This is a genomic window from Streptococcus cristatus, from assembly GCF_963529205.1.
Classification (GTDB): domain Bacteria; phylum Bacillota; class Bacilli; order Lactobacillales; family Streptococcaceae; genus Streptococcus; species Streptococcus cristatus_O.
Map to the genome: position 1 here is coordinate 90,160 of NZ_CAURYF010000001.1, position 10,255 is coordinate 100,414.

Annotated in this window: 11 protein-coding genes, 6 tRNA genes and 1 riboswitch; all 17 genes read right to left on the bottom strand. The window is 39.1% G+C overall.

Features of this window, described 5'->3' with window-relative positions:
- Nucleotides 1-248: 248 nt before the first annotated feature.
- Nucleotides 249-971 carry an ABC transporter ATP-binding protein gene (locus tag RWS39_RS00525; protein ID WP_045634743.1) on the bottom strand — a complete coding sequence of 241 codons (723 nt, stop codon included), beginning with the start codon at nucleotides 969-971 and terminating at the stop codon, nucleotides 249-251.
- Nucleotides 971-1,972, bottom strand: coding sequence for an ABC transporter substrate-binding protein (locus tag RWS39_RS00530; protein WP_111724258.1), 1,002 nt, complete (start codon nucleotides 1,970-1,972; stop codon nucleotides 971-973). The genes RWS39_RS00525 and RWS39_RS00530 overlap by 1 nt, the downstream gene beginning before the upstream one ends.
- A gap of 40 nt (nucleotides 1,973-2,012) precedes the next feature.
- Entirely contained in the window at nucleotides 2,013-2,765 is a 753-nt protein-coding gene (locus RWS39_RS00535) for an ABC transporter permease (protein ID WP_041789832.1), read from the bottom strand.
- The gene (locus RWS39_RS00540; RefSeq protein WP_314479277.1) at nucleotides 2,728-3,018 is read right to left on the bottom strand and encodes a thiamine-binding protein; all 291 of its coding nucleotides are present in this window, start codon (nucleotides 3,016-3,018) and stop codon (nucleotides 2,728-2,730) included. The genes RWS39_RS00535 and RWS39_RS00540 overlap by 38 nt, the downstream gene beginning before the upstream one ends.
- Before the next feature lie 224 nt (nucleotides 3,019-3,242).
- Nucleotides 3,243-3,344: riboswitch (TPP riboswitch) on the bottom strand.
- A gap of 13 nt (nucleotides 3,345-3,357) precedes the next feature.
- Nucleotides 3,358-4,017, bottom strand: a complete 660-nt coding sequence (locus RWS39_RS00545; protein WP_314479280.1) for an HAD family hydrolase — start codon at nucleotides 4,015-4,017, stop codon at nucleotides 3,358-3,360.
- A 78-nt stretch (nucleotides 4,018-4,095) separates the two neighbouring features.
- A complete protein-coding gene (srtB, locus tag RWS39_RS00550; RefSeq protein ID WP_125397316.1) occupies nucleotides 4,096-4,953 on the bottom strand; it encodes a class B sortase, LPKTxAVK-specific in 858 nt (285 codons plus the stop codon).
- An 88-nt stretch (nucleotides 4,954-5,041) separates the two neighbouring features.
- Nucleotides 5,042-5,629, bottom strand: a complete 588-nt coding sequence (gene abpA / locus RWS39_RS00555) for an amylase-binding adhesin AbpA (RefSeq protein WP_045504766.1) — start codon at nucleotides 5,627-5,629, stop codon at nucleotides 5,042-5,044.
- Nucleotides 5,630-5,845: 216 nt separating this feature from the next.
- Nucleotides 5,846-6,811, bottom strand: coding sequence for a ribose-phosphate diphosphokinase (locus tag RWS39_RS00560; RefSeq protein WP_314479291.1), 966 nt, complete (start codon nucleotides 6,809-6,811; stop codon nucleotides 5,846-5,848).
- A 159-nt stretch (nucleotides 6,812-6,970) separates the two neighbouring features.
- Entirely contained in the window at nucleotides 6,971-8,161 is a 1,191-nt protein-coding gene (gene pcsB, locus RWS39_RS00565; protein ID WP_314479294.1) for a peptidoglycan hydrolase PcsB, read from the bottom strand.
- 99 nt (nucleotides 8,162-8,260) lie between these two features.
- Nucleotides 8,261-8,761, bottom strand: a complete 501-nt coding sequence (gene mreD, locus RWS39_RS00570) for a rod shape-determining protein MreD (RefSeq protein ID WP_045773633.1) — start codon at nucleotides 8,759-8,761, stop codon at nucleotides 8,261-8,263.
- A gap of 1 nt (nucleotide 8,762) precedes the next feature.
- On the bottom strand, nucleotides 8,763-9,578 hold the full coding sequence (gene mreC, locus RWS39_RS00575) for a rod shape-determining protein MreC (protein ID WP_061585360.1): 816 nt from the start codon (nucleotides 9,576-9,578) through the stop codon (nucleotides 8,763-8,765).
- 67 nt (nucleotides 9,579-9,645) lie between these two features.
- Nucleotides 9,646-9,733, bottom strand: a tRNA-Ser gene (locus RWS39_RS00580).
- A 4-nt stretch (nucleotides 9,734-9,737) separates the two neighbouring features.
- Nucleotides 9,738-9,811, bottom strand: a tRNA-Ile gene (locus RWS39_RS00585).
- 34 nt (nucleotides 9,812-9,845) lie between these two features.
- Nucleotides 9,846-9,916: transfer RNA gene (locus tag RWS39_RS00590), tRNA-Gly, on the bottom strand.
- A gap of 13 nt (nucleotides 9,917-9,929) precedes the next feature.
- A tRNA-Phe gene (locus RWS39_RS00595) sits at nucleotides 9,930-10,002 on the bottom strand.
- Between the two features lie 3 nt (nucleotides 10,003-10,005).
- Nucleotides 10,006-10,079: transfer RNA gene (locus RWS39_RS00600), tRNA-Met, on the bottom strand.
- A gap of 19 nt (nucleotides 10,080-10,098) precedes the next feature.
- Nucleotides 10,099-10,188, bottom strand: a tRNA-Ser gene (locus RWS39_RS00605).
- Between the last annotated feature and the right edge of the window lie 67 nt (nucleotides 10,189-10,255).

The following is a 10,255-nucleotide window of genomic DNA, read 5'->3' on the forward strand; positions in this document are numbered from 1 at the left end:
AATATTTTTGAGGAAATAGTCACTTAGAAAGCTCTGATTCGTGCAGAACATTTTCGCCCAAACAGCTAAGGCTACTTTTATAGCTGATGTTCTGTTGACGAGCTCCATGCTTTCCTGCTGCTATTTCACACAAAGGCTATTGTACCATGAATAAAGTCAAAAGTAAAGGGTCTCAAACAAAAAATCAAGCCAAAAAGCTTGATTTTTTGTTACTTGAAAACTCTTCATGAGGAATCCCGTCGCTTACTTCACATTCCCAAGAGCTTTAAAATCTCCCGCTTATAACGGAGCTTCTGCAGTTCTTTATCCTCGCTGTCTGACCAAGTCATCTGGAGATTCGCGACGATTTGCCCCGGCCGATTTTTCAGAATATAAATCCTATCGCTCAAAGCCAGAGCCTCCTCAATGCTATGCGTGATGAGAAGAGTCGTCAGACCCAGCCTACGATGAATGTCCAGATACCAAGCGTGCAGCTCCATCTTGGTCAGCTCATCCAAAGCACTAAAGGCTTCGTCTAGAAGAAATAGCTTGTGCCCGAACATATAGGTCCGCAGCAGAGCCACGCGCTGCCGCATCCCCCCACTCAGCTCATGTGGATACTTATCTGCCACATCAAAGAGCCCGAACTCCTTCAAAATCTGAGTGGCCTGCTCCGTCGCTTCCTTTTTGGATACTTTTCGGATTAAGAGGGGCAAGATGACATTACCCAGCACCGTCTTATGCTCCAGCAACAAGTCCTTCTGTAGCATATAACTCACCTGGCCCTTAGGATTTTCCTGCCCATCTAGGACAATACTGCCCGACTGGACCTCCAAAATCCCAGCAATGAGGTTAAAAAGAGTCGATTTCCCTACGCCACTAGGACCCAAGATTGCCACTACTTGGCCAGCTTCCACCTCTAGGTTGATATCTTTTAAAATTTGCTGTTCATCATAAGCATAGCTTACATTTTCAAGTTTAATTACTGTCATTATTTTATATAATCGTTGCTAAATCCCTTGTCACTCAAGTCATTTTTTACAAGACCGTTATCCTTGGCCCATTTGTAAAAGGCATTCCAACGGCTAGCCTCAAACTGACCCCACTTGCTCTTATCTGACGCATATTGCTCAGACAAATATTTTTGAGAAGCCAAAACAAAGTCACGTTTATTTTTCAATTCTGGTGCATTTTTGATTAAAATGTCTGCTGCTTCTTCAGGGTGCTCCATAGCATATTGGTAGCCTTTTTTAATAGCTTGCAAGACTTTTTTTGCCTCGTCCGGATTCTTCTTCAGATAGTCATTATTAGCAATGATGACAGGAGAATAATAGTCAAACTCCTTGACATAGTCCTTCATATAAAAGAAATTAGTGTCCATGCCCTGAGTCTGTGCCATGATACCATCCCAGCCATGATAAATCCATGCCGCATCAAACAAACCATTTTCAATTGGTGTGATAGAGTTAGAATCATTATTCGGAACCTTCTCTACATCATCAAACTTGCTACCTTGGCTTTCTACCAAAGTTTTCAGCATGCCCAACTCCACAGGATCATTCCAAGTACCGTATTTCTTCCCAGCCAAATCCTTAGGACCATTAATCCCTGCAGATTTTTTGGAAATGATACCCGAAGTATTGTGCTCTACAATGGCCGCGACAGCTGTGATTTCTGCGCCCTTATCCAGTTTTTTAGCCATAGAGTCCTGGAAATAAATTCCAAAAGGAGCCTTGCCATTAATAATCAGGTCAGAAGTGCTATCTTCTGGTGGTAACTTAATATCAACATCCACACCTGCTTCCTTAAAGTAGCCCTTCTCCTTAGCTACATAAAGCCCTGTATGATTGGTATTGGGTGACCAATCCAGAATAAAATCAATCTTTTTGTCCTTGCTCTCAGACGTAGATTTCGACTGACCGCAGGCCGCTAGACCAAAGAGTGATACTGCAGCCAATCCTGCAAGGAACAATTTACAACTTTTTTTCATCATAATCCTCTTTTCTTTTTTGGAAAATAGCAGAGCTAAGCTCCTATTTCCACTTGATGACAAATTTTTCACTAATAGCTACCAGTTTCATACCCAGAAGACTGATAACTGATACTAAAACGATAATGGCAAACATGGTATCGTACTGGAAAAGCTTCTTAGACTGGATCATATAGACACCCAGCCCTTCAAAGCCGCCCAGCCATTCAGAGACTACAGTCGTGATAAAAGCATAGGAAACACTGACCCTCAGACCCGCATAGAAATAAGGTAAACTAGCTGGAATCTTAAAATGCCAGAGAATCTGCCAGCGATTGGCCTGCATGAGTTCAAAGAGAGTCAAGGTATCTCTGTCACAATGTCGAAAACCGTCTAGAATACTGACGATAATTGGGAAAGTTGTCGTCAGAATAATGAGCACAATCTTGGGCAAAATCCCATAACCCAGCCAGAGAACCAGAATTGGCGCTAACGCAATGGTCGGAATCGTCTGCACCACAACCATCATGGGATAAATCAAATCATTGAGCCAGCTCAGACTATCCATGAGGACTGCCAGCAAGCAGGCTATAATGACTCCTAGCAGCAAACCCAACAAGGCTACTTTTAAGGTCGCCCAACTGTGTATAGCCAACAGTTCTGCATCCCTAACAAAAGCCTGACAAATTTCCAAAGGCGTCGGCAAAATGAACTTAGGCAAGAGCTTGAGCCAGCCCATGACTTGCCAAATAGCAAGCACACCTACCATCCCTAAAAGACTAATCTGCTGACGCAGAATATTTTTCAAGTTTCTCATCAATAGACAAAATCTCTCCATAATTTATCTTCACATTTGCAAATACATTATCCGCTTGACTGCCAGCCAATTCTATTGCCTTTCCCAATATAGGAAACAAATCTTCCCATTCTCCTTCTAAAACTGTTTCAAAAGGAGTTACCAACTGCCTCACGGGCTGTTTCTGCAGATACTCAATCACGTCTTCAATGACTGCCAACCGTCCTTTATCAATTGACAAAGGCAGAATTTGCAAAGCAATGCTCGCTTTCATCTCTTCACCTCCCTGCATTCAAACTCTATCTGAGAATGATGCATACAGATACGATTCCATTTACTAACCAGACCGTTCTTTCCCTAATGAAAGAGATCGCAAGCTCTCTTTATAAAAACCTTGCACTTCATACAAAAACACCTTCTCCAATATGGAAAAGGTGTAGCATGCATCAGTATCCTAAAGATAGGCGAATCGCTCGCCACTTTTAGTAAAACCACAAGGTTTTTACAAATACTTTTCCCTACGCTGGCATTACCCAGATCAGGTGCGGTCGAAGTTTACACTTCCTCTCAGACTGTACACAGACTCCCATATATGTATATTATGATAGCGCAATCACGACTCTATGTCAAGATTTGTGCTTAATCCCACTGAACCAAACATTCCCTTAGAAAGTAATAAACAATCCAGCGCCTCAATATTTTCCAATTCGCTCTTAGCTAGTATTGTCTCAAAGTCCATTTCCCTTGCCGTATCCAAATTGACCTGAATATCATCCATAAAGACCGACTCTTCTGGTTTAAGATTATATTTCTCAAGGAGTTCCTGGTATATTTTTTTGTAAGGTTTTACTACTTTAACTTCTGAAGAGAGAATATAACCTGACAAAAGAGGAAAAATTGGCAATAATCCTGCCTGTTCAATCCTATAAAATATCTCACAGGTTGTTGATAAAATGTAAATATGATAGCCTAACTTTGACCATCGCTCTATTTTTTCTTGCAGATTTTGGTAGACATCCACGGCCTCATACCAGTGAAAAAATATTTTTTCAACTGCAGCTTCAAAAGATGGATCCAGATTCTGTTGAGCTAATGTACAAGCTTCCGACAAAGATAAGGATCCCCAATCCGTTTGGTGCCATAGGTGTGAATCAAAAATTGCTTTTCTCAGGGATTGTCGTCGCATTTCATCCGTTTCAAAATGCCTGAATATCTTATCTGGATTCCACTCAATCAAAACATTTCCTAAATCAAAAACCAAATTTTTAATCATAGTGTCCACCTCTGCTTTCATTATAACATGTTTAAAAAATATAAAAAAGGCGAAAACAAATTCCGCCTCTTTAATAGCCTATCTAGTAGGAGTATATGTTAATTCTGAACCATGTTTCGCAAGGAAATCACTCATTTCAGAATCTGGAATCTGACGTAGGTAGAGGTTAGAACGAATTGTCTCATCCTCTTCACGACAGGTTGATAGCACAAGATATTTGTCGCTTGCTTTTACCTTGATGTCCTTGTTTTTAGTTCTAGATGCTTCATAAATACTGTTTAGCTGATCTGTAAAGTCCTTATCTCCATCGAAGCTAGTCCGATAGAAAGCAGTCTCCTCTGGTACAATAACCAAGCCCATTGCTTCATAGTAGAACTTACGCTCAGGTGTTTCAACAACAACATACTTGTGCTGATCGAAAAATTCCTGATTATCATAGAAGTTGACATCGTTAAACATACGATTGTCCGCTACTTTGCTTCCACGAGCATGACCAAAAAGCCAAGTCAAGCGATCACTAAAGTCCTTCTTGTTATCTGTGTCCATAAAGACTGTTCCCATGTAAGGCTCATTCCCGCCTTCAAAGGTTTTATCAAGATAAGTAGAATTATCTTTCGTCTGTACAACAGGTTCATCTAATTTTGTACCTGGAGCATAAACATAAGCAATAGCTTCACTATTAATAGCCTTTAAATCTGCAAAGCGCTTGGCTAAATACTCTTTTTCTTCCTTGCTTGGTTGATAAGTATTCTTTGTAGAGCTTTTTGTTACTTGACTAGTAGAAGCAGTCGTATTCGACTTAGGCGCTGACTTAAATGGATTAAAAATCAGCATTGCAGTTGCAACAGCAACAACAATGATACCTAATAAAGCACCAAATAGTTTTAAATTCTTATTTGGAGCCTTCTTAGTTTGTCTTTTAGCATTTTGACTCATAATATTTAAGTATTCCCCATTTTTTTCTAAGAAAATATCACTGAACCAATGGCCCAGTGATATTGTTTACATCAGTATCAATAAAGAATTATTTAACTGCTGAAGTTTTTGGAAGTGCTTTACCAGCAGCTTTACCTGCGTTTTTAGCAGCAGCTTCTGATTTTTTAGCTTCTTCTTTAGAAGCAGGAGTAGTAGCTCCTTTGTCTTCTGCAGCTGGGTTTTGGTTGTTAGCTGCACCAACACGTTTCAAGTAACGAGCGTTAGCTTGTTCAGGAGTTTCACCTTGGATGTATGTTTTGCCTTCTTGTTCTGTAGCGTTGTTGTATGTAGCTTGGAATTGTTGTACATATTTGTTACGTACAGCGTTGAAAGCGTTGTTGAATGCTGCTTCATAAGCTGCTTTAACTTCACCATAATTGTGGCTTCCACCTTCAACTGCATCAAGAGCAGCTTTAGCAGCTACTACTGCTGGATCTGCAGCAGCTTCTGCACGGATTTCACCATCATGTTGAGCCAAGTATTCGTTTACTTTATCAGCATTTGTGAATTGAGTTTGAAGGTAGTATGCGCCGTCGTTTTTACGAGCTGCATCAGTAGCTTCATCAGCAGAGAAAACTGGTGCTGCAGCTGCAAATAATGTAAGTGCTACCACGCTTGACAATAAAACTTTTTTCATCGTTTTATCTCCTTTTTCTTTTTAAAAAAATTATTCGTAACTCGGAGTTACTACCTATATTATATATATTTGCCCTATTTTTGTCAATAGTTTTTTTTATTATTTTGAAATTCATCATATGGTAGAAACGGCTTCGTTTCAATAAAAAATCCCCCTTATCTTGTGGTCAGGGGGAAGCATTTCAGAAATGTGTAATATTGTAACATTTTTATAATATTAATTTTTGCCAATTTCAAACAAAGGAGAAAGAGGACGTTTTTCATGGATACGAATAATTGCTTCTGAAAGAAGATCAGCAATAGAAATCTGCTCAATCTTATCAATTAAACGTTCTTGCGGAAGATAGATTGTATCCAAAACAACTAATTTCTTGATAGCAGATTTCTGAATATTTTCCATTGCAGGACCAGATAGGACTGGGTGAGTGCAACTAGCATAAACATCAACTGCACCTGCTTCAGCTAAGGCATCTGCTGCGTGATAGATGGTTCCTGCAGTATCAATCATATCATCGATCAAAATACAGGTTTTGCCCTTAACGTTACCAATAATATTCATGACCTCACTAGTGTTCATCTTATCTACACTACGACGTTTATCAATAATAGCAATCGGTGTTTTTAGAAATTCTGCTAATTTTCTAGCACGTGAGACACCACCATGGTCAGGGCTCACAACAACATAGTCACTTCCAATCATTCCACGACGTTCAAAGTAATTAGCAATGAGAGGCGCTCCCATTAAATGATCAACCGGAATGTCAAAGAAGCCTTGAATCTGTGAAGCATGTAAATCAATTGTCAGCAAACGATCAACACCAGCAATTTCTAGCATATTTGCTACTAGTTTAGAAGTAATCGGTTCACGAGCACGGGCCTTACGGTCTTGTCTAGCATAACCATAGTAAGGCATGACCACATTGATAGATTCAGCACTTGCTCGCTTAAGCGCATCCACCATAATCAAAATCTCCATCAGATTATCGTTAACAGGTGAACTCGTTGACTGCAAAATAAAAACATGCTTGCCTCGAATTGATTCTTCAATATTGACTTGAATCTCCCCATCCGAAAACTGACGTACCGTCGACTTTCCAAGCTCCATTCCTATCCCTTTGGCTACCCGCTTGGCCAACTCTTGGTTAGAAGAAAGAGCAAAGAGCTTTAAATCAGAAAATGACATGTTTGCCTCCGAAAATTTATTCCATTTACATTTTAACCCTTTTTAAGGAATATTTCAATTTTGAATAAAGCGTTTTACAAAAAATATTTGAATAGTCTTACAAATACTTAATCTTATGCTAAATATAAAAAGGTTGGAAATTCCAACCTTCTAAATTTATTAATTTGGATAAATGTAACTTACTGTACCTTGTGCAGTTGTTGGGTCAAACCAACCACGGTAGTTACCAATTGATTGTTGACCAAGATAGTTAGCTTCTGATACTTGAATGCTAGTTGAAGACTGAACTGCTGTTACTACAGCCACGTGTCCATAACCACCATCAGTCCAACATGCGATCGCTCCAACTTGTGGTTGAGAACCTACACGGAAGCCTGCCGCTGCTGCACTTGCTGCCCATTGACCACCATTACCCCAGTAATTACCAGCCCAAGGTGCCAATGTTTTAACTCCCCAAGTACACTGACCAACAGGGTAAGTAGAAGCGTCTGAAGAATAAGATACATTAGACACTGTCGCTGCTGGTGCAGGTGCTGCTGCAGCAGGAGTACCTCCAGAAACAGCTTGTATTTGTGCTGAGAGGTTTGTATTACCAGATGCTTGAATTGCTTGAAGTTGAGAAGCTTGTTGTGAACGGTAAGCTGCTTCAGCTGCTGCTGCTGCTTCAGCTGCTTTTTGTGCTGCTGCTTTTTGTTCTAAAAGAGAATTTTTCTCACCTTCGGCACTTGCTTTTTCAGCTGCAAGATTGATTTGTGCAACCTTCAATTCAGCTTCTTTAGTTGACAACGCTTGAGCATCATCAGCCAAGGTTTGTTGGTTCGCAATAACTGTGTTGATTGCTTCGTTATTAGCAATTTGTTTCTCAGTAATAGCTTCTTTATCCGCTTTTTGTTGTTCCAACATTTTATTGTTAGCGGAAATGATTTCATTCATAGCTGTCACACGTGAAATTGCTTCAGTGATTGAGCTTGAGTTAACAATCGTATTAATATAGCTTGTAACAGTTCCACTTGTTTGAGCGCTACGAGCTTGGTTTGCTAATGACTCATTACGTGCTACAATGTTTTTTGACAATTCATCAATTTCAGCTGAAAGTTTTTCAGATTCTGCTGTTAACTTTTCGTTTTCAGCTTGAAGCTTTTCTTGTTGTGATTTAATTGCTGATACTTGACTTTGAATTTGATCAACTTGAGCTTGCGCAGCTTGTTGTTGAGCATTTAAGCTATTAATTTTATTGTTCTGTGCAGCGATCTTATCATCTGTTGTATCGGCATGCACATTCACTAGACTAGCACCTTGAGTAAGAACCAAAGCACTTAATAACATCGAAGTGATAATTTTTTTCTTCATAAATAATTCTACTCCTATCCAATAAGACAATAATAAGTATAACAGAAAAAGACGTAGAATATGTTACGCCTTTATTACATTTTTATTTCTTCTTTTTTATCATAAATAAACTTTTTCCAAAACTGGTTGCAAAATTAGTAAAAGCAGGGAATTAAGCACCATTGTCGGAGCTAAACTATACACTATAAAAGTACTTATTTCCATACTAGTTAAAGAAACTAGATTAGCTAATAAAAAAGAAACAAATTCAAACAAGAATACCAGTATTAAAACGGACAAGAATCTAGTGATTTTATTGCCCATCATAATTGTATTATATTTATTGACTAATACACTCAATAGAGGAAGTAATAATGTGGCAATTCCAATTACATGAAAATAGTAAGCATCATAAAGAATACCTATCACTAAGAATATTGTAAATGCTGTTACATCAGATACTTCTACTGAAATAAATAGCAGAAAAATCAACACCAAATGGCAAACTAAATGGAATCTTATAGGTAAAAAAGAAGCAATTAGGGTTGAAATCTGGCCATCTAATAACATTAAAAAAAGCAATAAGAGCGGTATACCCACATGTTGTCTAAAAAGTCGCATATCAGTTCCCCACCAATGTTACAACACGAATGTCAGAAAAATCAGCACTTGGTTTAATATATACCTCTTTTGTCAAATAGTCACTACTTGAAGCTACAGAAGATACCTTCCCAACAGAAATATTCGCAACTGGATAAGATCCCAAGCCACTTGTAACCACTTTTGAGTCCTCTTTGATCTCATCAGAAGTATTCAGCTGACTAACAATAAAAGCTGACTTTTTTTCGTCATATCCTACAATAATACCATAAATTGTTTTTGAGCCACTTTGTATTCTAACAGATATATTTTCGTTATTTTTTTTATTCGTTAATAAACTAATTCGACTAGAATGTTCATTCACTTGATCAACACTTCCAATCAAGCCACCGTTAGCAACAACAAGCATAGTTGAAGCTACTTTATTTTCTGATCCTACATTAACTGTCAACTCATTAGACCATGAAGCTGGAGTACGAGCAATAACATCAGCGGATAGTTTCACATCACTTTTAATAGAATTCTTCATATCAAGCATTTCTCGAAGTTGAGCATTTTCTTCCTTTAAATCTGAAACTTCATTTGACGCTGAATCAATTTCATTTAAAGTAGCTTTTAACTCTTCATTCTCATGATAAGTATTAACCAAATGTTCCAAATCACTTTTCACATCACTAAGTAAATGAAATGGCTTTGACAAAACATTATCAACAAGGCTTAAAACATTTGATGTTCCATTTACAAACCAAGTAGAATAAGTAGAAAGTAACAAAGCTGAAGCAGTTAAAATTAACACAATGATCATTACAATTAATCTTGATTTTTTAAATTTTTTCATCTCAATACCTACAAAATCACAACAAAGTACAAGAAAAGGAGATAGCAAATGCTAAACTCCCTATTGACGGAGAATGGGGGATTCGAACCCCCGCGCCAGTTACCCGACCTAACGATTTAGCAAACCGTCCTCTTCAGCCTCTTGAGTAATTCTCCAAAATGGGCACGAGTGGACTCGAACCACCGACCTCACGCTTATCAGGCGTGCGCTCTAACCACCTGAGCTACGCGCCCAAGTTATAAAAACTTGGTATGAACTATTGTTCAAAGCGGGTGACGAGAATCGAACTCGCGACAACAGCTTGGAAGGCTGTAGTTTTACCACTAAACTACACCCGCTTATTCAAAAATATGGCGCGAGACGGAATCGAACCGCCGACACATGGAGCTTCAATCCATTGCTCTACCAACTGAGCTACCGAGCCATATTGCGGGAGCAGGATTTGAACCTACGACCTTCGGGTTATGAGCCCGACGAGCTACCTAGCTGCTCCATCCCGCGTTACTATTATTCAACTAAAAGGAGGATGTGGGATTCGAACCCACGCACGCTTTTACACGCCTGACGGTTTTCAAGACCGTTCCCTTCAGCCGGACTTGGGTAATCCTCCAAGATATTCATTATGGACCTTGTAGGACTTGAACCTACGACCACTCGGTTATGAGCCGAGAGCTCTA

Excerpts from the sequence above, each read along its gene's own strand:
- RWS39_RS00525 (WP_045634743.1), bottom strand. The coding sequence starts at position 971 with ATGACAGTAATTAAACTTGAAAATGTAAGCTATGCTTATGATGAACAG.
- RWS39_RS00530 (WP_111724258.1), bottom strand. The coding sequence starts at position 1,972 with ATGATGAAAAAAAGTTGTAAATTGTTCCTTGCAGGATTGGCTGCAGTA.
- RWS39_RS00535 (WP_041789832.1), bottom strand. The coding sequence starts at position 2,765 with ATGAGAAACTTGAAAAATATTCTGCGTCAGCAGATTAGTCTTTTAGGG.
- RWS39_RS00540 (WP_314479277.1), bottom strand. The coding sequence starts at position 3,018 with ATGAAAGCGAGCATTGCTTTGCAAATTCTGCCTTTGTCAATTGATAAA.
- RWS39_RS00545 (WP_314479280.1), bottom strand. The coding sequence starts at position 4,017 with ATGATTAAAAATTTGGTTTTTGATTTAGGAAATGTTTTGATTGAGTGG.
- srtB (WP_125397316.1), bottom strand. The coding sequence starts at position 4,953 with ATGAGTCAAAATGCTAAAAGACAAACTAAGAAGGCTCCAAATAAGAAT.
- abpA (WP_045504766.1), bottom strand. The coding sequence starts at position 5,629 with ATGAAAAAAGTTTTATTGTCAAGCGTGGTAGCACTTACATTATTTGCA.
- RWS39_RS00560 (WP_314479291.1), bottom strand. The coding sequence starts at position 6,811 with ATGTCATTTTCTGATTTAAAGCTCTTTGCTCTTTCTTCTAACCAAGAG.
- pcsB (WP_314479294.1), bottom strand. The coding sequence starts at position 8,161 with ATGAAGAAAAAAATTATCACTTCGATGTTATTAAGTGCTTTGGTTCTT.
- mreD (WP_045773633.1), bottom strand. The coding sequence starts at position 8,761 with ATGCGACTTTTTAGACAACATGTGGGTATACCGCTCTTATTGCTTTTT.
- mreC (WP_061585360.1), bottom strand. The coding sequence starts at position 9,578 with ATGAAAAAATTTAAAAAATCAAGATTAATTGTAATGATCATTGTGTTA.